The 21,773-nt window shown below is 40.3% G+C and carries 18 protein-coding genes, 1 tRNA gene and 1 CRISPR repeat array; of the genes, 2 read left to right on the forward strand and 17 right to left on the reverse strand.

Going from position 1 to position 21,773, the window contains the following annotated elements; genetic code table 11:
• Positions 1-47: 47 nt before the first annotated feature.
• From QM870_RS06810 to rpiA, 6 genes are all read right to left on the reverse strand, one after another.
• Positions 48-761: a type 1 glutamine amidotransferase gene (locus QM870_RS06810; RefSeq protein WP_070505931.1), complete on the reverse strand. Its 714-nt coding sequence runs from the start codon at positions 759-761 to the stop codon at positions 48-50.
• The gene (locus tag QM870_RS06815; RefSeq protein WP_414369156.1) at positions 758-1,990 is read right to left on the reverse strand and encodes a chloride channel protein; all 1,233 of its coding nucleotides are present in this window, start codon (positions 1,988-1,990) and stop codon (positions 758-760) included. The genes QM870_RS06810 and QM870_RS06815 overlap by 4 nt, the downstream gene beginning before the upstream one ends.
• 4 nt (positions 1,991-1,994) lie before the next feature.
• A complete protein-coding gene (locus QM870_RS06820) occupies positions 1,995-2,804 on the reverse strand; it encodes a purine-nucleoside phosphorylase (RefSeq protein ID WP_251458229.1) in 810 nt (269 codons plus the stop codon).
• Between the two features lie 12 nt (positions 2,805-2,816).
• Entirely contained in the window at positions 2,817-3,362 is a 546-nt protein-coding gene (locus tag QM870_RS06825) for a DUF1697 domain-containing protein (RefSeq protein ID WP_251458231.1), read from the reverse strand.
• A 1-nt stretch (position 3,363) separates the two neighbouring features.
• Positions 3,364-4,575 (reverse strand): phosphopentomutase, encoded by a 1,212-nt coding sequence (locus QM870_RS06830; RefSeq protein WP_049506518.1) that lies wholly within the window; start codon positions 4,573-4,575, stop codon positions 3,364-3,366.
• 93 nt (positions 4,576-4,668) lie between these two features.
• Entirely contained in the window at positions 4,669-5,340 is a 672-nt protein-coding gene (rpiA, locus tag QM870_RS06835) for a ribose-5-phosphate isomerase RpiA (RefSeq protein ID WP_251458234.1), read from the reverse strand.
• Positions 5,341-5,546: 206 nt separating this feature from the next.
• On the opposite strand from rpiA, the gene QM870_RS06840 reads away from it, so the two are divergent.
• Both QM870_RS06840 and mnmE read left to right on the forward strand, forming a co-directional pair.
• Positions 5,547-6,035, forward strand: a complete 489-nt coding sequence (locus tag QM870_RS06840) for a sporulation protein (protein ID WP_251458237.1) — start codon at positions 5,547-5,549, stop codon at positions 6,033-6,035.
• Between the two features lie 357 nt (positions 6,036-6,392).
• Positions 6,393-7,766 (forward strand): tRNA uridine-5-carboxymethylaminomethyl(34) synthesis GTPase MnmE, encoded by a 1,374-nt coding sequence (mnmE, locus tag QM870_RS06845; RefSeq protein WP_251458241.1) that lies wholly within the window; start codon positions 6,393-6,395, stop codon positions 7,764-7,766.
• Between the two features lie 180 nt (positions 7,767-7,946).
• Here the strand turns inward: mnmE and QM870_RS06850 are convergent, their stop codons facing one another.
• From QM870_RS06850 to QM870_RS06900, 11 genes are all read right to left on the reverse strand, one after another.
• A complete protein-coding gene (locus QM870_RS06850; RefSeq protein WP_041826296.1) occupies positions 7,947-8,759 on the reverse strand; it encodes a PrsW family glutamic-type intramembrane protease in 813 nt (270 codons plus the stop codon).
• A gap of 153 nt (positions 8,760-8,912) precedes the next feature.
• Positions 8,913-9,404, reverse strand: a complete 492-nt coding sequence (locus QM870_RS06855; protein WP_414369159.1) for a hypothetical protein — start codon at positions 9,402-9,404, stop codon at positions 8,913-8,915.
• Positions 9,405-9,573: 169 nt separating this feature from the next.
• On the reverse strand, positions 9,574-10,542 hold the full coding sequence (locus tag QM870_RS06860; protein WP_414369161.1) for a DUF6287 domain-containing protein: 969 nt from the start codon (positions 10,540-10,542) through the stop codon (positions 9,574-9,576).
• 287 nt (positions 10,543-10,829) lie between these two features.
• On the reverse strand, positions 10,830-11,132 hold the full coding sequence (locus QM870_RS06865; protein WP_049523024.1) for a hypothetical protein: 303 nt from the start codon (positions 11,130-11,132) through the stop codon (positions 10,830-10,832).
• A 35-nt stretch (positions 11,133-11,167) separates the two neighbouring features.
• A CRISPR array of direct repeats spans positions 11,168-13,644; the repeat unit is 36 nt; unit sequence GTTTTGGGACCATTCGAAACAACACAGCTCTAAAAC.
• Between the two features lie 90 nt (positions 13,645-13,734).
• The gene (gene csn2 / locus QM870_RS06870; protein WP_049523025.1) at positions 13,735-14,397 is read right to left on the reverse strand and encodes a type II-A CRISPR-associated protein Csn2; all 663 of its coding nucleotides are present in this window, start codon (positions 14,395-14,397) and stop codon (positions 13,735-13,737) included.
• Positions 14,387-14,731 carry a CRISPR-associated endonuclease Cas2 gene (gene cas2, locus QM870_RS06875; RefSeq protein ID WP_065427741.1) on the reverse strand — a complete coding sequence of 115 codons (345 nt, stop codon included), beginning with the start codon at positions 14,729-14,731 and terminating at the stop codon, positions 14,387-14,389. The genes csn2 and cas2 overlap by 11 nt, the downstream gene beginning before the upstream one ends.
• Positions 14,728-15,594, reverse strand: a complete 867-nt coding sequence (gene cas1, locus QM870_RS06880) for a type II CRISPR-associated endonuclease Cas1 (RefSeq protein ID WP_049523027.1) — start codon at positions 15,592-15,594, stop codon at positions 14,728-14,730. Before cas1 ends, cas2 begins: the two co-directional genes overlap by 4 nt.
• Positions 15,594-19,694 carry a type II CRISPR RNA-guided endonuclease Cas9 gene (cas9, locus tag QM870_RS06885; protein WP_414369165.1) on the reverse strand — a complete coding sequence of 1,367 codons (4,101 nt, stop codon included), beginning with the start codon at positions 19,692-19,694 and terminating at the stop codon, positions 15,594-15,596. Before cas9 ends, cas1 begins: the two co-directional genes overlap by 1 nt.
• Before the next feature lie 300 nt (positions 19,695-19,994).
• A tRNA-Arg gene (locus tag QM870_RS06890) sits at positions 19,995-20,066 on the reverse strand.
• Between the two features lie 44 nt (positions 20,067-20,110).
• Positions 20,111-20,458, reverse strand: coding sequence for a 50S ribosomal protein L19 (gene rplS / locus QM870_RS06895; protein WP_003003254.1), 348 nt, complete (start codon positions 20,456-20,458; stop codon positions 20,111-20,113).
• A gap of 123 nt (positions 20,459-20,581) precedes the next feature.
• Complete coding sequence (locus QM870_RS06900; protein WP_185755149.1) at positions 20,582-21,745, reverse strand: chloride channel protein; 1,164 nt, start codon at positions 21,743-21,745, stop codon at positions 20,582-20,584.
• Positions 21,746-21,773 lie beyond the last annotated feature (28 nt).

Here is a 21,773-nt window from a genome sequence, read left to right on the forward strand (position 1 = left end):
CCCGCTCGTGTTCAAATCTGAACACATGCTCTACCTTTCTTTTTTATTTATTTTGTTAATGAATCCAAAAACTCAAAAAGTTTGGCATTCATTTCTCGATAATCGTAAGCACGAATGGCTTCAGGTTTTTGAACAAAGGTCAATTTTTGACTTTGTTCTTCTATAACCTCTTCACCGTCCGCAGCAATCAAGAGATCAACTGCTTCTGGATCAAATTCCAAGTGGGCTTGGAAGGCATAATGTTTAGGACTGAAGCGAATCATCTGACGTGGACACCCTTGACTGGTCGCAAGAACAACAGCATCTTCTGTCAATCCTGGCATATCACCATGCCAGTGACCAGTTTCAAGAGTTTCTCCAAACTCACCGACATGCGGATCTGTGAGTCCTTCAGGCGTCAAGGTCACAGGATAAACCCCAATCTCACGTTCCGGACTGTGCTCATACTTCGCGCCATAAGCAACAGACAGGAGCTGGGCACCAAGACAGACCCCAACAATATAACGATCAGCCTTGATGGCTTTTTGAATCAGGTCGATCTCTGCCTGAGGATCGTAGTATGGAAAAGCTTCTCGATCTTCATCTGGCGATTGAGGTCCTCCCATTACGATCAAAAAATCAATCTCATCCACTGTATCAGGTAATGCTTCGTTCTCATAGACTTTGGTCGTGGTCACTTGATGACCACGCTCCTGTGCCCATTTTAGATAAGCGCCCGGCACTTCAAAAGTTTCATGCAGTACAAAATGTACCTTCATCATTTCTTCTCCCATCTCTTTCGAATCACATAAGACAGACCAGCCGCAAGTACAAGCGGGATTGTCAAACTCCAAGCTTGGCCTGTAAATCCAAGGCTAAGAGCAATGGCTGTCAAAGGAGCTTCTAGGGTCGTCCCTAAAAAGACGGTCGCTCCAAGTAACATCCCTATAGCTGGATCCAGATGAATCCCAAGGACTGTCAAAAGCAAGGTCACTAGATAGCCAGATCCAATCCCAAGGGCAAATGATGGTGTCAAAGTTCCTCCATAAGCACCATTGCGCAAGAGGAGGTAAACCAGAAGCCCCTTCACTGCAAGAGTCAGTGGAAGATAAGGAATCGACTGGCTAGATAAGAGGGCTTGCGCTAGTACCTGGCCATTTCCCATAAAGATAGGGAAAAAGGCTACTAGGCTCCCCAGCACTAGAAAGGCTAGAGGAAGAGCCCAAAGAATCGTCCTATCCTTCCGCCGTTTGTGACTAGCCCGCTTGGCGAGGAAAGCAAAGACCAGAGCCAAGGGAGTGACCAAGAAAGCAATCACAATAGCCTGTAAGAAACTGCTAGCTGACCATGAAACTGCGGACAGGTGATAAACGGCCTCCTGACCAACGATGGACTGAGCGACCCAGGTGGCCAGATAAGTACTGGTCAAAATCAGTAGAAAGTACTGCCAACTGAAGGCGAGCCCTAAGGTCTCAAAGACAAACAAGCTACTGGCAAAGGGGACCTGATAGACCGCAGCCAAACCGGCTCCAGCCCCACAGGCGATCAAGACTTTTCGCTCTTTGAGAGCTAGTGAGAATCCCTTCGCCAAGCGACCAGCTAGAAGAGCCCCGACCTCACGTGGGGCTCCTTCTTTTCCGACCGATGCGCCTGCTCCAACAATTGCCACCTGCATCCCTGAATGAAGGAGGTGGGCTAAGGGCGCTGGTTCCCTGTCTCCAGCTAAGTCAATTTGCTTGCGAATAGACAGGATCTGATAACGCCTTTGCAGGACATACCAGAAGCCAGCTGCCAAGCACCCAGTCACACACAAAACCAGAAATCTACGGAGACCTCCTGCTGCTTGAAATTGCTGGAGCAAATCCGACTTATCTTGACCAAAGGCCAGCCCTTGCACCCCTTCTAGTAGATAATGACAGGCAATTCCGACCAGACCTGTCCCAATCCCTAATGATAAGGTGGCTAGAAGCAACCTCAGCCCGTAGGGCAGACTTTGGAGTCGTACTTTCATTGGATTAGAGTTCAGCAAGAATCGCTTTTAGCAATCCTTTGAAGTCGCCTTTGACGCGCTCTGTCACTTCTACTACTTCTTCGTGGTTGAGCTCTTCTTGGAAACCAGCCGCAAAGTTGGTAATACATGAAATACCAAGAACCTTCAAGCCAGAATGCGCTGCAACGATGACTTCAGGAACGGTTGACATACCGACAGCATCTGCACCAAGCGTCTTGTAAGCACGGATTTCAGCTGGAGTTTCGTATGTTGGCCCAGTCACACCGATATAAACCCCATCATCCAATTTGATACCCAATTTGTCTGCTACTTTATGAGCAGTCTCACGATATTCTGGAGTGTAGGCTTTTGACATATCTGGGAAACGTGGACCAAAGTCATCCAAGTTTTCACCGATCAATGGGTTTTGACCAGTCATATTAATGTGGTCTGTGATGGCCATCAAAGTACCAGGACCAAAGCCGATACCACCGGCAGCGTTGGTAACAAGAACCCCTTCACAGCCCAAAACTTTCATGACACGAACTGGGAAAGTCACTACTTCTAGTGGGTTTCCTTCGTAGAAATGGAAACGTCCTTGAAGGGCCAAAACCTTACGTCCAGCAAGATCACCGTAGACCAATTTACCAGCGTGTCCGACTACTGTTGAACGACCCCAGTTTGGAATTTCAGAGTAGTCAACTACGACTGGATTTTCGATTTCTTCAGCCAGTTCTCCAAGACCTGATCCAAGGATCAAGCCAAACTCAGGCGCTTCCATTCCTTTGCCTTTCAAAAAAGCAGCTGTATCATTGATTTTTGCTAATAATGTCATTGCATATCTCCTTTATGATTTCCTTAAAAATTGGCCAATTTTGTCAAATGTATTGGCATTGCGAATGGTCAACAAACGGTAATCCGGCATCTTGAGGACTTGTCTGTGGTAAGCGGTCTTTGTATAGGTCTCTTCTGAGTATTTGCCCCAGTAGATCCCTAGATTCCCACGATGGATGATTTCATCACCGAGCGAAAAAGAAGAGACCAGCTCCCAGACAGCATCCTGATCGAGGCCTTCTGTGTAAAAGAGAACATCCTTGCGGGCCAGATCCTCCTGCCACCAGGCTGGTAGAGCAGCGAGTTCTTGCGCATAGTCCTCAGCTGAAAAGAGAGAAAAAGACTGGATAAAGGGGTAGTGATCACGAAAGAAATGTCCCAGCAAATCTACCAATTCTTCTTTAAAACCTGCTGATTCAAAGAAGATATTGCCACTATTGATGTAGGTCTCTACCCCATCCAGCCCGATCGTTTGAAGCTCCTCTCGAAGTTCTGCCATCACGACCTTGTTTTTCCCGCCAACATTGATCCCTCTTACGAGGAGAGCGAAGCGTGTCATCTTAGTTCAATTTGTCTAAGAAGCTTTCACCGATCATGGCTTTTTCAACACCAAAGTTATCTGCAATTGTCGCAGAGATATCAGAGAAATGTCCGACTGGAATCACACCATTGCCCTTGAAGGATGGGCTATAAGCCAAGAATGGAATGTATTCACGCGTATGGTCTGTACCAGCATAGGTTGGGTCATTCCCGTGGTCTGCAGTGATCATCAAGAGGTCATCTTCACGCATCGCTGCAATGATTTCTGGCAAGCGTTCGTCAAATTCATGCAAGCAATCGCGGTAGCCGTGAGCATTGCGACGGTGACCGTAAAGAGCATCAAAGTCTACCAAGTTGGTAAATGAGAAGCCTTCTTGGAACTCAGGAAGTCCCATGGTCTTAATCAAGGTATCCATACCGTGGCTATTTGATTTGTTGTGGCCCATATCGTGGTTGATACCAGCTCCGTTGAAGATATCGTTGATCTTACCAACTGCATAAGTATCGATACCCGCTTCGTTCAACTTGTCCAAAACAGTTGGCGCAAATGGTGAAACAGCCAAGTCACGACGGTTGGCTGTACGTGTAAAGTTTCCAGGTTCTCCAACATAAGGGCGGGCAATGATTCGACCAAGAAGAGCTGGACGTTCCAAAGTGATGGAACGAGCGTATTCACAGATACGGTAGAGTTCATCCAAAGGAATGATGTCTTCGTGAGCTGCAATTTGAAGGACAGGATCTGCTGATGTATAAATGATCAATTCACCAGTTTCCATTTGACGTGGTCCAAAGTCATCGATGACCGCTGTACCAGAATAAGGTTTGTTGGCTTCACGGATGACCTTACGTCCTGAGAATTCTTCAATTTTAGTCAAGATTTCTTCAGGGAAACCATTCCAGAAAGTATCAAAAGGTTCTGTAATGTTGAGCCCCATGATTTCCCAGTGACCAGTCATGGTGTCTTTCCCAAGAGAGACTTCTTGCAATTTTGTCGCATACCCAGTTGGGTTGCTTTCAGCTGGCACAGTCTTCAATGGTACTTCACGAGGAATATTCCCAAGACCGATTTTCGCCATGTTTGGTACATTCAAACCGACTGTTTTAGAGATGTGGCCTAAAGTATCAGATGCTCCATCTGGAACTCCTGCATTGACAAAGTTATTGGCATCTGGTGCAGCACCGATCCCAACTGAATCCAGCACAACTAAGTGCATGCGTTTAAATTTTGACATATACTGCCTCTTTCCTTTATTAAACTAGCTATATTATACCATATCCCTATAAGAAGAGAGCCGTTGATAGATCCGGACCCTCTTTAGAGAAACCTATTTTTCAATGATGACAGGGCCATCTGGTGTCCCTACAATCACTTTTGAAATCATGTTCAAGAATAAACCGTGCTCTACGACGCCTACGGTGTGATCCAATTCATTGGCTAGAGCTTCTGCATCCTCGATTACCTTGAGATCCAAGTCAATGATAAAGTTACCTTGGTCGGTGACAAAACGTTGGTCATCCGCGAGACGGAAAGCAGGATGGTAACCTTTTTGCTCAAAGTGACGGAAGAGATTTTCAGCCCCGTATTGCACTACTTCCACTGGAAGTTTGAATGCCCCAAGAGTTGCGACTTGTTTGGATTCATCCACGATCCAAATGCAATCTTTTGAATTGGTTGCGACGATCTTTTCCATGAGGAGAGCACCACCGCCACCTTTGATCCCATTCAATTGAGGATCCACTTCATCTGCGCCATCCACTGTCACATCGACCACTTTGACATCGTCGATAGCCTTGAGCGGGATGCCTAAACTTTCAGCCTGATCATAGGTCACACTCGAAGTTGTGACAGCTGTGATCTGCAAGCCTTCTTCTTTGATGCGACGACCCAATTCAGCCACAAAATAATAAGCAGTTGACCCTGTACCGAGACCGACAATCATGCCGTCTTTGACAAACTCAGCCGCTTTAATTCCTACCTGTTCTTTTAGGTTTACCATCATAGACCTCCTTTTATATTCTATTACAGTATAGCATATTCTGTAAGAGATTTCACTAATTAATTGAAAACCTTTCCAAGTTATAGTTCTAAAAGCAAAACCTTGCCCGTCCGCTGACTTTACGATAGAACATATTATGTTGTTATATTCTTTATAATTTGTTATACTTAATTAAATTAATAACTATTAATAAACGGGTGAGAACTATGAAAAAGATTATTTACATTCTTACAATATTTTCTGCACTATTATTTTTATTTGCTTGTTCAAAAAACTCCTCAGAACCAAAATCATTTGAAGATTATATCTCCACTACAGATTTCACTGACTTTAAATATGATTCAGAAAATGACATTTATATTGTTAGCATTGATTTAAATAGCTCTATCAGTGATGAAAATGCAATTCAAAACTTTAATGATTCAATTTACGATGTTATCCATGCTGATTCAAAACCAGATAAAGATGTTGTTTTTAGGGCTTGGGATGGTAGTATAGCCGCCTCATTAGTTTATTTTAAAAAGGATAAATTTAATTCATTAGCTGATGAAGTTTTCAATTCAACCAGTACATATTTAAAAGCTGATGGATGGCAAACAATATCAAAATTCGGGCAATACCAGGAATCAAATGATCATTCTGATGATTCAACAACTGAAAATTTATTATTTAATCTTGCTATGATTAGTAAATAAAATAAGCAATTTAGAATGCTTAGCAAGTGTTTTTAACAAAATAAGAACAATTTAATCTTATCAATTATTTAAGTTATTTATGAAACTTTCCGCCGTGAGTAAAGTGCCTAGATCAATTAAGTTCTAGGCACACGGAATTATTGAGACCTTAGGCTCAATAATTAGTCATGGAACTTCGAAGAAGTTCGCTGACGTCCGAACTCACATAAGGAAAGTTTTTTTAATGACTTTTCTTCAATTAAGTTCTCTTAATATTTTTTAATAGATAAAAGTTTACTTTTCAAAAGTTTTAAAACCTTGCCCGTCTGCTGACTTTACGATAGAATAGAGATGAATCTACAGGAAAAGAGAAATGACATGATTACTAAAGAATTTGATACCATCGCTGCCATCTCGACTCCTCTCGGTGAGGGGGCGATCGGGATTGTCCGCTTGAGCGGGACAGACAGCTTTGCCATTGCGCAAAAGATCTTCAAAGGGAAAGATTTAAGCAAGGTAGCGAGCCACACGCTCAACTACGGCCATATCGTAGATCCAGATAAGAACGAGATTCTTGACGAAGTCATGGTGGGAGCCATGCGCTCGCCGAAGACCTTCACCCGTGAAGACATCATCGAGATCAATACCCACGGCGGGATTGCTGTGACTAACGAAATCTTGCAATTGGTCATCCGTGAAGGAGCTCGTTTGGCTGAACCTGGTGAATTTACCAAGCGGGCCTTTCTGAACGGTCGGGTCGATTTAACCCAGGCAGAAGCCGTCATGGATATTATCCGCGCCAAGACCGACAAGGCTATGAACATCGCCGTGAAGCAACTAGATGGTTCCCTGTCTGACCTCATCAACAACACGCGCCAAGAGATCCTCAATACCCTAGCCCAGGTCGAAGTCAATATCGACTATCCTGAGTACGATGATGTCGAAGAAGCAACGACTGAGATCATCCGTGAAAAGACAACAGAATTTGAAGCCCTCTTGACCAACCTCCTCAAGACCGCCCGTCGCGGTAAGATCTTGCGTGAAGGGATCTCTACTGCTATCATCGGCCGCCCAAACGTCGGCAAGTCGAGCCTCCTCAATAATCTTCTTCGTGAAGAAAAAGCCATCGTGACCGATATCGAAGGAACCACCCGTGACGTTATCGAGGAATACGTCAACATCAATGGGGTTCCCCTCAAACTAGTCGATACAGCTGGTATCCGGGAAACCGAAGACATAGTTGAGCAGATTGGTGTCGAACGGTCGAAAAAAGCCCTCAAGGAAGCTGATCTAGTCCTCCTCGTCCTCAATGCTAGCGAGCCCTTGACTGATCAAGATCGCCAACTCCTTGAGATCTCACAAGATAGCAACCGCATCATTCTCCTCAATAAGGTCGACCTCCCAGAGAAGATCGAAATCGACCAACTGCCGGAAGATCATATCAAAATTTCCGTTCTGAAAAATCAAAACATCGATCAAATTGAAGAACGGATCAACGCCCTCTTCTTCGAAAATGCTGGGCTGGTTGAGCAAGATGCGACGTATCTTTCTAATGCTCGTCACATCTCCCTCATCGAAAAAGCTGTTGAAAGCCTGCAAGCGGTCAACGAAGGCTTGGCCCTCGGTATGCCGGTAGACCTGCTTCAAGTCGACCTCACCCGCACCTGGGAAATTCTCGGAGAAATCACAGGGGATGCTGCTCCAGATGAGCTCATCACCCAACTCTTCAGCCAGTTCTGTCTTGGAAAATAAATCCATTTTAAGATCATATACTCTTAGAAACTTTTCTCACTGCGGATACTCTCAAATATTTCTTTCAAAATAACTTTTATTTTACAGCTATAGGATCACCCAGTTTATTCAAAACTAGAAAAACAATGTGTCCAAAATAACAAAAATGCGTATGTGTGCACACATACGCATTTTTTGTTCTTATTTTGCTTGTTCTAATCGCTCAACGGTTTGATAAGCTTGGTAGATCAGGAAGAGCCCAGTAGCATTCAAGACTGGAATCGCAATCGGCAACTCGGTCACGATTTGTGAGAAGGGTGAATTTCCAACAAAATGGAGTCCGAACCCAGCTACTAAATATCCCCAGCCTACTAGACGTAAATCCTTGCGTCCTCTGCTTGCTTGGACAATTAGGAAGAGCCCTAGCATAACAAGTCCTGTGTAGACCCAGTGAGACATAGGCGCATTAGCCACACGACCGAGAATTCCTGACACCGTGTAAGAGAAACCTTCCGGTAGGTCCTGACGGATATAGGCAAAGTCCTCCACGATCTGGAAACCAAGACCAGAGGCAATCGCCAAGAGGAAGATTGACTTGATGCGACGGACGCTGAACAAATAGAGGACAAAGAAGATAGGAATCAACTTAAAGGGTTCCTCAAAGAGTGGTGCAGCGATGGCACTCTCATACTGATTCCAAAAGTCGCTATTTGGAGCGATCGCTTGAATCATGTCATGAAAATAGGTATTGGCAAAGCTAGACAACCAACCGGCAACAAAGCCCCCTCCTAGCAGAGAAAAGAGGACCGGTACCCAAGACAACTTCCACTTCTTAGCAAAGTGAAAAAGAGCCCAGACAGCAGGAAGTGCATAGACCAAGAGGATGAGGGTAGATAGTCCCACAATCCCGTACTGGCTACCAGACATCCAGCCTTCTGTCAGTGACTGGGTCTCATAGGCCAAGCCGATCGCTAGCAAGAGTAAATACAAAAACAAAATCGATTTGCGTTTCATAAAAGACCTTTCTAAAGTGAAATGAAAAAGGCTGGGATACCAGTCTTTTTCGTGTAGTATCATTGTAACAGGATCAGCTTAAAAAAACAATAAATGTGGATTCGTGAGAAAAATGTAAAACGTAGATGGCGACAGATGGTTAACTAAATTTAGTTACTTAATCACCAAAGCTCCATTTTCCTCCGTTGCCAAGAGCTTCTCATCTTTATCATATATTTTAAGTTTTATACTGCTTGGTGTTTTTTGAGTTGCATTGTATTGCTTTACTATCTCTTCTTTTAAATCAAAAAGCGTCTTACAATAATCTTTTGGATTTATATTTGCTAAAGATAGCATATTTTCTGATACAGAGAAGACAAGGATCAGATACTCTTCATTATAATACACTCTCGCTATCTCAATTTCGCCATTGATTTGATTTTGAAGCATATAAGCAAATACTACATTAGGTTTTTCATTTCCAACCAATGAGGTAGGGGCTTGATTCATCCCTTTGACCACTGATTCTTTACTTTCCTTTGTAGAATCTTTTACATTCTGTTCAGTAGACTGCTCTTTTTTGTCTTCATTCTTCACTTCTTTTTGCGCGCACGATGACAGAAATAGAGAGAGAATGGTCATTGTTGCAAACATAGTTTTTTTCATAGATTTTCTCCTTTTATTTTTACAAGTAGAAAACGACCTGTAATTGACCAAAATTGCATAAGCTTCCTGTAAAAGATATTCCAAACCTTTAATCTTATAACCTAATAGGTCATTAGAACTTTAATAGTTTAAAAAATTTTTATCTAATATTATTCTACCATAATCTTTCTTACTTCAGTACTGCAAGAATCTGGCGAATCATGTCTGGATCCCCATCTGGCAAAGTCACCGTTTCAGCATGGTCCAAGATCCCTTGGGTAAATTGCGTCATAAACTCTTCACTATTAAGCTCATCCGCAGACTGTTGCCAGTGGCTCGGTACAGGATAGATCGTCACTGTCCCATCACCGTTGGATGCATAAGTGATATTTCCTTCTGCTGAATAAGAACCAAACAGATGGCGCACATCTTTTGGATAATCGACACCCAAGCCACCATTATAAATCTTTGTTCCAGCTGCACTATTTGAAATATTTAACTCTGAAGGAACGTTCTTGATCACATAAGCCCAGACACGCGCAGCTTCGACCTGAGCATCGGTGTAGCCTGGATAATCATTCTGATCCGCCTTCTTCGAAGATTTGACCTCGCTATCCGATCGAGTATTCCACTTCTTGGCCTTACTCGTCTTAGACTTACTACTGCTATCATCTGTATCTACTTGCTCCCGATCTTTCGGTTGCTCTTTCTTGCGATAGTAGAAATTGTCATCATCGCCATAAGCCGGTGACTGACCAGCCCAGATCCGATCCTTGGACTTATCCGAAGCATCGTCTTTGCCCGCTTTCTGACCTTTTGGAAGGAGCAAGAGACCGTAGCCTCCAACACCCGACTTGGCACTGACCGTCATCTCAGCAATCTGGTCCTTCTGCTTAAAGCTCGATGCATCAAGCTCAACATCCTCGCTGACCAAGCCCTTGTCATCAAAGACCAGCTCATTGCCACGACCATCGATCCAAGTCCCCTTGATACTCGAGTAGTCCTTAGCCTTAATGGCTTTCAAATCCATACCAGACTGTTTCTTTTCCGAAGTGTTGGTCTGCTTGGTATCCGAACTCTTAGGCGACACCGTCCTCTGAGGACGACCACACGAAGCCAAGACCAAAGCAGAAAGCACAATTACCAAACCTTTTTTCATATCAATCTCCCTTCACATACCTACTATTTTAGAAAAATAAGAAAGGAGAGTCAAAGAAAAAGCGGAGGGGGGAAATAAATTAATGACATAAAAGTCTGTAAAATTATGATTTGAATTTCTAAAGAAAAAGAAGCTCAATGTATCGAGCTCCTAGACAATCATTTTTTGTTTTTCTTGTTTTGGGATCATTCAAAACAACAGAGCTCTAGAACTAGGAAACATTAATCCTATCACTCCACACATCCCACGTAGATAAATACCCTTATGTTTTTTAATATTCATCAAAACTATATCTTATACAATTTATTTAATCTCTCTAACTCTGATACATTCATACATACTTCTACTCCAGTAACTACCCCCTTACTATGAATAATTCCACAAGAAAACACAATCCTATCCGTACTCAAAATATTTGACAATACTACAAATGATTCCAAAACATAATCCTCTATAGTAATAAAACTATTGTTTTCATCTTTGAAAAATTTTATAAATCCAATTTCCTTACACCTATCACCAAAATAAAACCTAAGTGATTTTAAATAATAATCAAAAAACACATCACCTTCCATAGAAAAAACCTTCATTTTTAAAATATTCTGTTATATCATACAAAAAATAAGTTTTGGGACCATTCAAAACAACACAGCTCTAAAACGTTATGTGCATCATTCTATCTTCAAATAATGTTTTGGGATCATTCGAAACAACACAGCTCTAAAACTTCCGTCTAATCTGTATTTATTTTGTAGCCGTTTTGGGACCATTCGAAACAACACAGCTCTAAAACAGCGGTTTGAGCGTTTTTTCAAAGTTTTATGTTTTGGTACCATTCGAAAAAACACAGCTCTAAAACTTTGATGATAGATATCACCGACTTGTGAAGGTTTTGGGACCATTCGAAACAACACAGCTCTAAAACCGTTTCGTTCTCTGTCACTTCCTTGTGGGAGTTTTGGGACCATTCGAAACAACACAGCTCTAAAACTTTTTGGTTTTGCATTATACGATGAGAGATGTTTTGGGACCATTCGAAACAACACAGCTCTAAAACAGACGATTACAAGGCCACACAGGACCTTAAGTTTTGGGACCATTCGAAACAACACAGCTCTAAAACGTACTGTGTCAGCATATTCCTTGAGCCATTGTTTTGGGACCATTCGAAACAACACAGCTCTAAAACGAATCGGTTCGGCTTTTGGCCCAGTCGGTAGTTTTGGGACCATTCGAAACAACACAGCTCTAAAACAGTAGAAGATCATTAGAATAGGAGAAAAAGTTTTGGGACCATTCGAAACAACACAGCTCTAAAACGAGCCGTTAAAACTATCTAGCACGTTCCAAGTTTTGGGACCATTCGAAACAACACAGCTCTAAAACAGCTTTGCAAGTCCAATGGACATCACAGATGTTTTGGGACCATTCGAAACAACACAGCTCTAAAACAATTCAAGGTGCTTGTCCTTGATGTTGCTGGTTTTGGGACCATTCGAAACAACACAGCTCTAAAACATATCATGTGCTTTATGAATTTCATGGGCAGTTTTGGGACCATTCGAAACAACACAGCTCTAAAACACAGGCGATGCTGGTGCGGCGCTTACGACTGTTTTGGGACCATTCGAAACAACACAGCTCTAAAACCGATGTTCATACTCCTCTTTTACTTGCTTTGTTTTGGGACCATTCGAAACAACACAGCTCTAAAACATTCTACAGTGACAGCACGGATCTTGTATGGTTTTGGGACCATTCGAAACAACACAGCTCTAAAACATTAGCAATTCCTTGCATCTGCTCAAGTGAGTTTTGGGACCATTCGAAACAACACAGCTCTAAAACGCGGGCTGTGTGACTTGTGTCCGTACGGCTGTTTTGGGACCATTCGAAACAACACAGCTCTAAAACATTATGATGGTGACGGTACAGAAGAAACTAGTTTTGGGACCATTCGAAACAACACAGCTCTAAAACTTACTTCGATGGTGTATATCAAGAAAGGCAGTTTTGGGACCATTCGAAACAACACAGCTCTAAAACATATCAGCATAGTCCTGAGCAAGTTTCTGAGTTTTGGGACCATTCGAAACAACACAGCTCTAAAACTGCCATAGGTACTGACGTGAAAGAAATCAAGTTTTGGGACCATTCGAAACAACACAGCTCTAAAACGTGGAATGTAGCCATCACCGTCATACATAAGTTTTGGGACCATTCGAAACAACACAGCTCTAAAACCTAATTACAAGGTATTATACGAGGAAGCGAGTTTTGGGACCATTCGAAACAACACAGCTCTAAAACTAGAAATGGCAGAGGACGCTAAAGCTAAAGGTTTTGGGACCATTCGAAACAACACAGCTCTAAAACGAATCGGTTCGGCTTTTGGCCCAGTCGGTAGTTTTGGGACCATTCGAAACAACACAGCTCTAAAACATCCAACCAGTGTGATAATTGGTTTTGCGTGTTTTGGGACCATTCGAAACAACACAGCTCTAAAACGAAGGTGCTGTTATTGGTATGGTTGGTGCTGTTTTGGGACCATTCGAAACAACACAGCTCTAAAACTACCAGCGATCATTGAGATGGGAACGCAAGGTTTTGGGACCATTCGAAACAACACAGCTCTAAAACAGCACAAGAGACTGATTCTAAACTTCAAGCGTTTTGGGACCATTCGAAACAACACAGCTCTAAAACAGTCAATTTGACGACGCCTACAAATCAAGCGTTTTGGGACCATTCGAAACAACACAGCTCTAAAACTGTTGAAACACTTATCAAGATGAAGTTGTAGTTTTGGGACCATTCGAAACAACACAGCTCTAAAACAAATAGCAAGATAGGCGTTTTGATGTTCCAGTTTTGGGACCATTCGAAACAACACAGCTCTAAAACAGCTTCTTCAAGCTCTTTGCGGGTGTGTTTGTTTTGGGACCATTCGAAACAACACAGCTCTAAAACAACAAGACAGACCAAGCGTTAGAGCCAGTTGTTTTGGGACCATTCGAAACAACACAGCTCTAAAACATGCGGTTGAATCGTTCGATCATGATTTCAGTTTTGGGACCATTCGAAACAACACAGCTCTAAAACCTCGTAGAATGATTTTTCTTTCGAAATTTCGTAATCGCGCCATTCGTCCTAGCTAGACTTCAGTCCGTCTGAATCCCGTCATTACTGCTATTATAGCATATTTTCAGCATTTAAGAAATAATCTTTATCTAGTATAAATTGGGGAAAATTGTAGACTTGCCTTGGTTCTAAAAATAAGACAGATAATTGATTTAATCCAATATATTCTATTAAACTTTCAATTTCGTTCTCTGATAAGTAAGCAGCTACATTTATAAAAACAAGGAGTCTCTTTTTAGATAGATATTTGAAAACTTGTACAATTTCCATGCACTTTTCAAATACAGTATCGCTTATTGTTTCTACTTTAACACCTAATGCTTCGATCAACTCTAGAATAGTGATTTCATCATATTCTAGATCCAATTCATTCTCCAAACACTCATAAGCTAATAATTCCGTAATTGTTACGACTAATTTCTCTATCATTGACTTCACTTCTGGTTTTTCATTCAATTGATTTTCTAAATCAGTATGAATCAATTTTAGCATGGAAATTGAATTCAAATTATAGCCTAAAATATCAGTTATTACCAGAAGTTCGGATTCTTTTAATGATATCAGACGAGAGTCAAATATCTTTAAATCACTATCACCATTGTATTGATAAAATTGCTTCACAAGTTCTGAAAATACTTGCTGATCTTCAAGAGCTAAGAAGGTAGCATTTGATATCGTTATTGCCTCATCTAATATAGGGAAATTAATCTTCATCTGAAAATTCCTCTCCTAAAAATACTAAACGTGAATCTGAATTTGCTACACTTGTATCTCTTTCACCGCATAAATAAATCATACGGGAAAACTGTTTTTCCGTAACTGTCAGCAATGTAATACTCCCTTTTTTAGGGTTATGGTTTTTTAATCGTTCAATCATTGCATTATTTGCTGAATTATTTAGCAACAACTTACTATAGATAGAAAACTGATGCATGATAAATCCTTCATCAATCAGAAATTGCCTAAATTTACGGTAGGCTTTCTTCTCCTCTGCTGTTTCAACTGGCATATCAAACATTAAAATCATTCGCATATATCGATAACTCATATCCTAAACTCAGGAACCCCTTTCTCAGGATTATTTAATGACTGAATGACTTTCTTCGTATAATCACTGACAATATTCGTTAAGTACATTTCTTTATCATTGTATTGAAAAGTATCTGAAAATATCGAGAATAATTCTCTTTTGATCTTTACAAATTCTGAACCTCTATTTTCATATACAATACGATCAATAATTGGTCGAAACGGCTCCATAATATCACTTGCGAGGTTAAATTGATTAAACTGATTCGCATGCTTCAATCCTAGCTGAGTCATACAGCCTGATAACGCAATCTCACGCGCAAACATGCTCATTAATAAAGTATACCCATAATCCAATGCAGCATTGATATCATTATCTTGCTCACGACTAAAATCATTTCCAAATAAGGTATTGAAATATATTCGCGCAGCATGTCCTTCTCGATTATTTGGATCAAAAATTTCTAACCCGTCATATAACTTTATGATAGATTGTGATTTTTCATAAAAACCACAACTTCCTAAATATATTGCTTGATTCAATATCTTTTGAGAAATGATGCTTGTCCATACAAAACCTTTAGTTTCTTCATTCCAAGAAATCTGTTTAGATAATTGTAAACTTGAATCATGACGTCCATAATAAGGCATTAAATGGGCAGTTGGAAGTCTTTTATCATCACAAAAGATCACTAACACATTCTCATCAATAAGCCGTTTTACAAGCATGGTCGAAAAGACTATATCAGTTGTTTCAAGAAGTAAGATATCAATCTCAGACAGATGGATTAGTTCTGTCCGAGATGCATCTTTAAAAATTAAATGATTGTTTTTATAGGTTAATTTAGAATGAGTGTTTACAACTACTGTACGCCAGCCCATTACTCTTCTCCTAATTTGCTCAAGTCGATCCGAGTTTCATAAAGGCCTGTGAGAGATTGATGAATAAGGGTAGCTTTAAGAATTTCCGTAACAGTTGAGTAGCGTTTTCTTTCAATATCTTTTCCAAAGAATTTAAAGACGGCAGGAGCACCAAATGCAGTGAAGGTCAACAGATTGATAAATGAATTTGCAATCTCTTCCATATTAGTTTGTTCATTATCTATATATAAATTTTTAATTTTCTCTAGATTGGACTCTGCAAGTACATATTTTTGTGAAAACTCAGATACAAAATTTAATAAATCATTAAATTCACTATGATGTTGCTTGATATATTCCAAATGCTCTGGTTCGTCTTTTTTCTGAATTCTTTTAGCATGGTAAAGTAAGGCTATTAAATACGATGGAAGCACCATTTCATTTCCTTTTTGAAGTTCTTTGGCACTTGCTAGCATCCGTCTCCGCCCATTTTCAAGCTCAAACAAACTATACTTAGGTAACCGTATGATATTTTCTTCAACAACATTTTGATACCCTTTACCTTCAAGAAAAGCAACTGGATTTGCCTCAAATTTAACTTTTTCCATTATAGTGATGCCAATTAAAGACTTAACAGTTTTTAATTTTTTTGATTTTCCTTTTTCTACATCAGCAACTAATAGAATAGAATAAGCAATAACAGGGCTATCAAAACCACCATATTTCGTAGTATCTAATTGAACATTCTTAGTTTTTCTTGGAATTAACTTATCAGAATTCCCTTTAGGTAATATAGATTCTTTAGAGAAACCTCCAGTTTGCTCCTCAGTTTTTTTAACAATATTCACTTGTGGATAAGAAAGCACTTTACGGACAATAGCAAAATCACGCTTTTTATTCCAAGCAATCTCGCCAGTATCTTTAGAGTATTCAACGTTTCCTCTCTGAATGATAGTGCCATCCGCATAATATACTTTATCTTTAAAGAAATTTAATAAATTTGAATAGAAGAAATACTTTTCTGTTGCTTTTTCAATTTCTTTAGGATCTTTGGTTCTTGAAATGTATCTCTTAAGATCGTACTTTTGGTAGTCACCATAGACAAATTCAGGCTCTAGTTTAGGATATTTCTTAAGAATAGCCTTAGCTACCACTGCATTTAAGTATGCATCATGTGCATGGTGGTAGTCATTGATTTCCCGTACCTTATATAATCCAAATTCTTTACGGAAGTTGGAAACTAGATTTGATTTCAAAGTGATGATTTTAACGCTACGAAGCTTTTGGTTTTTCTCATTCACTTCTGCATTGAAGCGATCATCTAAAATCTGTGCAACATGTTTTGTGATTTGTCGTGTTTCAACTAGTTGGCGTTTGATAAAACCAACTTTATCACGTTCATCTAATCCACCTCGTTCAGCCTTGGTTAAATTATTGAATTTACGTTCTGAAATCAATTTAGAATCTAATAATTGTTGCCAAAAACCTTTCATCTTTTCAACTATTTCAAGACTTGGAACATTATCGGATTTACCACGATTATCTTTTGAACTAGTTAAAACACGATTATCAAGAGAATCATCCTTTATAAAGGCCTGTGGAATGATGTGGTCAATATCATAGTTGCTCAATTGGTTGATATCAAGAGCTTCTCCAGTGTACATATCTTTCCCATTTTGTAGATAGTAAAGGAAGAGACGGTCGTTTTGAAGTTGAATATTATCCGTTGGATGTTCTTTTAGAATATTACTTCCGAGTTCAGAAATAGCATCTGAGAGTATCTTCAAGCGTTGTTGTGACTTACTTTTTCCTTTATTAGTAGTCTGATTTTCACGCGCCATTTCAATTACGACAGACTCCGGAGCATGGCCCATAACCTTGACAAGTTCATCAACAATTTTAATACTTTGTAAAATTCCCTTTTTAATGGCAGGACTTCCTGGAAGTTCTTGGACAACTTGCTTCACATCATTGGTCTCACCAACCACTTGTGCTTTTTGGATAGTTTCTTTGAAAGAAAGTCCATCATCATTAATTAACTGCATAAAGTTACGATTGCTGTAACCATCATCAATCAGATAATCAAGAATCGTTTTGCTGGTTTTTTTATCACGGATACCGTTAATCAGTTTAGCAGAAAGTTTTCCCCAACCAGTATAATGCCGACGAGTTAGTGCTTTGATCACTTTTTCATCAAAGATAGAATCATACTGATTAAGGCGTTGTTTGATCATCACTCGATCTTCAAAGATTGTGAGAGTATGGACGATATTTTCAAAAATCTCTTCATTTTTAGGGTCATCCATAAACTCTTTATCTTTGATAATCTTGAGCAAATCATGATAAGTAGAAAGACTAGAGTTAAAATGTTTTTCAATTCCTTTTAGTTCGATTCCATCATATCCATCAACATTGTGTAGATAATGAATGATGTCTTTTTCAGTTACTTTTCTTTTCTCTTTGAATAATTGATTGACAATTTGCTTCTTCTGTCCACTATCAAGAAATTGATAGTCTTTCATCCCTTCAGCAATGTATTTCACCTTTGTCAACTCATTATAAACTGTAAAAGTTTCATACAGAAGACTATGCTTAGGCAGAACCTTTTCTTCTGGCAAATACAGGTCATAGTTAGTCATTCTGTGGATGAAGTCTTCAGCAGAACTTGATTTATCAACCATCTCTTCAAAATTCCATGGTCGGATTGCTTCATCAGAGTTTCGACTAAGCCAAGCGAAATCACTATTGCCACGTGCCAATGGGCCTACATAATAAGGAATACGGAATGTTAGGATCTGTTCAATTTTATCTTTGTTCTCCTTTAAGAATGGATAATATTCTCCTTGGTGCCGGAGAATGGCATTCATTTCTTGAAGATGAATTTGATGAGGAATTGAACCATTATCGAAAGTACGTTGTTTTCTCAAAAAATCTTCACGTTCAATTTTTTCAAGAAAATACTCTGCTCCTTCAATTTTAGAAATGAGATTTTTGATATATTTGTAAAATCCTTCTTGAGTAGTTTTTCCATCAATATATCCAGCATATCCATCTTTAGAATCATCTGAAAAAACTTCAGCATATTTTTCTGGAAGATTTCTTCTTACGAATTGTTTTAATGCTGAAAGATCATTTTGATGATTGTCATAACGTTCTATCATAGAAGCAGATAGTGGAGCCTTTGTCCCAGGATCTTTAACAGATAATATACCTGCTAGTAGTATGGCATCATAGAGTTTTTTAGCCACAACAAAAAGATCAGCATATACGTCCCCAATTTGCCCCAACAAACTTTCCAAGTCCTCTTCATAAGTATCCTTAGAAAATTGTAGTGGAGCTTTTTCTTCTAAGTCAAAATGTTTCTTAAAATCAGCTTGATTCCCAACAATTAATTTTAAAAACTCAGAAAATAAACCCGTTGATTTTTCATCAGGAAATAGTTTTAGGACACGGTCTCTTTTAGCAGATTTACTAATCTTATCGGTAAAAATTTCTTCTACCTGTGCATTTCCTTTGCTAAGTGAACTTTCCTCAAAAGTGTTATCATAGAGAATTGTGAATTCGTTAAAGATTTTTTGAATATCATTATTTTTAATATCGAATGAGTCTTCATACAAGAAATGCCCACGATATTTAATAATATGTGCCAAAGCTAAATAGATTAAACGCAAATCAACTTTCTCTTTCGAATCTGCAAGAATCTTCCTCAAATGATAAATGGTTGGAAATTGTTTATGATACTCTTTCTCCTCCTCTAAGGTTCCAAAAATTGGATATTTACTTCCTCTCTTATCTCCAGGAACTAGGAATGAATCATCTAAGCGATGGAAAAAACTCTCATCCACTTTATTCATTTCTGCAGCAAATATTTCCTGTAAATACAAAATTCTATTCCGACGTCTTGTATAGCGACGTCTGGCAGTTCTTTTTAACCGACGATCTGCAGCAGTATTTCCTGCATCAAAAAGAAGTGCACCTATTAAGTTTTTCTTAATAGACTCCTTGTTGGTATTCCCAAGAACCTTCATTTTTTTTGCTGGAACTTTGTAATCATCTGTGATAACTGCCCAGCCTACGCTATTTGTACCGATATCTAAGCCAATTGAATATGGTTTTTTCATAATTTTCTCCTTTATGTCTTGCATTTGCGATGATAAAGTTGTAGAATAATGGTGTTGGGGTTATTCGAAACAACACAGCAAGTTAAAATAAGGCTTTGTCCGTATCCAACTTGAAAAAGTGCGCACCGATTCGGTGCTTTTTTTGTGCCTATTTTCATCTATCCCTAATCAGTCATTATATTAACTACATTTTACTCCTTCCTTCCTCAAAAATCAATTCATTATATGGAGATATTCCATCTATTATTAACTTCTTTCTTACACAAAAAGGAACTCGCATTCGAGTTCCTTTTTTCTTTATGTCCCCTGCCGGAATCGAACCAGCAACTACTCCTTAGGAGGGAGTTGTTATATCCATTGAACTAAGGGGACCGATAAAAAAAAGAAGCGAGATCACTCCCGCCTCCTTGTTCGTCTTAACGACGGATTTCTTTAATACGAGCTGCTTTACCTTGCAATGCACGAAGGTAGTACAATTTCGCACGACGTACTTTACCGTAACGTACAACTTCAATCTTTTCTACACGTGGAGTGTGTACTGGGAATGTACGTTCAACACCGACACCGTTAGAGATTTTACGAACAGTGTACATTTCAGTGTGTCCTTGACCTTTACGAGCGATAACAACGCCTTCAAAGATCTGGATACGTTCACGAGATCCTTCGACAACTTTCGCGTGTACACGAACAGTGTCACCAGGACGGAATGCAGGGATATCAGTACGAAGTTGACCTTCAGTCAAGCTTTGGATTAATGGATTCATTTTATTCTCCTATCTTCGTCAATCTTGAGGGACCTCCCTCAGCGGATAAACTGTATTTTTGTGCTTCCATTACGCACAGAAACTATCATATCAGATAATTTCAGGTTTGTAAAGCTCTTTTCTCTACTTTTTCGCAACTTTTTGACCAGAATAAATGCTCCACTCTTTTGGTAAGCAATAGGCGATGGCGCAAGCAATGACGAAGAATGGCAGGTTGGCATAGCCAAAGACTTCTCCTCCGATTAAGATCGGTGCGAGCAAGGTCGTCGTCGCACTGCCAAAGACACTGGCATATCCGATAGCGGCCACGACTAAGACTGGTAGACCTAACATCGGAGCAAGAAAGACTCCAAGTGTAGCTCCGATCGCAAAGAGCGGTGTCACTTCTCCTCCTTGGTATCCAGCAGAGATCGTCACTACGGTAAAGAGGAGCTTCAAGATCCAGTCATAACTCTGCGCACTGCCCTGATGAAAAGCTACATCAATCAGATTGGTTCCAAGTCCACTATAAGTGCCGACCTTGGTCAGCTGGAGGGTCAAGAGGACCAAGCTGAGTCCGGCCCCTATAAGGGCAATCCGGATATAAGGATTGGGCAAGACTTGAGCGACCGTTTTCTTCAACCAGGAAAGGCTAATTGCAAAGAGTTTCCCAGCAAGGCCAAAAGCCAGGCCAAGAATGGCAACTTTGATCAAGGTCTCTGGTGTCCAGCTCAGCGTTTCTCTTAGTGGCACAGCAAATTTCTCTAAACCAAGGGCATGAGAGGTGAAGCTAGCCACGATTGAGGCAATGAGCGCTGGATAGAGAGCCATCAACTGCAACTCCCCAACTGTCAAGACTTCAAGGGCAAAAAAGGTTGCTGCCAGTGGCGTCTGAAAGAGCCCCGCAAAACCAGCGGCCATCCCGGTCATGAGAAAAATACGCGAAGCATCCGGGATCTTGATATGACGGGCAAAACGGTGCGAAAGGGTCGCTCCGATCTGGACTGCTACACCTTCCCGACCGACCGAACCACCAAAGAGATGGCTCATCCAGGTCGTCAGCATGATCAAAGGCACCAAGACCAAGGGGATTTTCTCCTCACGCGCGTGTCCGACATCAAAGATGAGGCCCATCCCTTTTGAAGCCTTGCCACCAAAACGTTTATAGAGATAAACGATGACAAGCCCCGCTAAGGCCAGAAAAAGAATCAAGGGCCAATGCTGGCTTCGGAAATCCCCGATCAGGAGCAATCCTTGACCAAAAATCATGTCAATAGCACCGACCAAGAGACCAATGAAAAGCGCCATCCCTGTTAGGACCACATACTGTTGTGCT

The sequence above is a fragment of the Streptococcus parasanguinis genome, assembly GCF_047463195.1.
Lineage (GTDB): Bacteria > Bacillota > Bacilli > Lactobacillales > Streptococcaceae > Streptococcus > Streptococcus parasanguinis_R.

Excerpts from the sequence above, each read along its gene's own strand:
- rplS (WP_003003254.1), bottom strand. The coding sequence starts at position 20,458 with ATGAATCCATTAATCCAAAGCTTGACTGAAGGTCAACTTCGTACTGAT.
- QM870_RS06825 (WP_251458231.1), bottom strand. The coding sequence starts at position 3,362 with ATGACACGCTTCGCTCTCCTCGTAAGAGGGATCAATGTTGGCGGGAAA.
- cas1 (WP_049523027.1), bottom strand. The coding sequence starts at position 15,594 with ATGGGCTGGCGTACAGTAGTTGTAAACACTCATTCTAAATTAACCTAT.
- cas2 (WP_065427741.1), bottom strand. The coding sequence starts at position 14,731 with ATGAGTTATCGATATATGCGAATGATTTTAATGTTTGATATGCCAGTT.
- cas9 (WP_414369165.1), bottom strand. The coding sequence starts at position 19,694 with ATGAAAAAACCATATTCAATTGGCTTAGATATCGGTACAAATAGCGTA.
- QM870_RS06810 (WP_070505931.1), bottom strand. The coding sequence starts at position 761 with ATGATGAAGGTACATTTTGTACTGCATGAAACTTTTGAAGTGCCGGGC.
- rpiA (WP_251458234.1), bottom strand. The coding sequence starts at position 5,340 with ATGGTAAACCTAAAAGAACAGGTAGGAATTAAAGCGGCTGAGTTTGTC.
- QM870_RS06855 (WP_414369159.1), bottom strand. The coding sequence starts at position 9,404 with ATGAAAAAAACTATGTTTGCAACAATGACCATTCTCTCTCTATTTCTG.
- QM870_RS06820 (WP_251458229.1), bottom strand. The coding sequence starts at position 2,804 with ATGACATTATTAGCAAAAATCAATGATACAGCTGCTTTTTTGAAAGGC.
- QM870_RS06850 (WP_041826296.1), bottom strand. The coding sequence starts at position 8,759 with ATGAAACGCAAATCGATTTTGTTTTTGTATTTACTCTTGCTAGCGATC.
- QM870_RS06830 (WP_049506518.1), bottom strand. The coding sequence starts at position 4,575 with ATGTCAAAATTTAAACGCATGCACTTAGTTGTGCTGGATTCAGTTGGG.
- QM870_RS06865 (WP_049523024.1), bottom strand. The coding sequence starts at position 11,132 with ATGAAGGTTTTTTCTATGGAAGGTGATGTGTTTTTTGATTATTATTTA.
- QM870_RS06900 (WP_185755149.1), bottom strand. The coding sequence starts at position 21,745 with ATGGCGCTTTTCATTGGTCTCTTGGTCGGTGCTATTGACATGATTTTT.
- QM870_RS06815 (WP_414369156.1), bottom strand. The coding sequence starts at position 1,990 with ATGAAAGTACGACTCCAAAGTCTGCCCTACGGGCTGAGGTTGCTTCTA.
- QM870_RS06840 (WP_251458237.1), top strand. The coding sequence starts at position 5,547 with ATGAAAAAGATTATTTACATTCTTACAATATTTTCTGCACTATTATTT.
- csn2 (WP_049523025.1), bottom strand. The coding sequence starts at position 14,397 with ATGAAGATTAATTTCCCTATATTAGATGAGGCAATAACGATATCAAAT.
- mnmE (WP_251458241.1), top strand. The coding sequence starts at position 6,393 with ATGATTACTAAAGAATTTGATACCATCGCTGCCATCTCGACTCCTCTC.
- QM870_RS06860 (WP_414369161.1), bottom strand. The coding sequence starts at position 10,542 with ATGAAAAAAGGTTTGGTAATTGTGCTTTCTGCTTTGGTCTTGGCTTCG.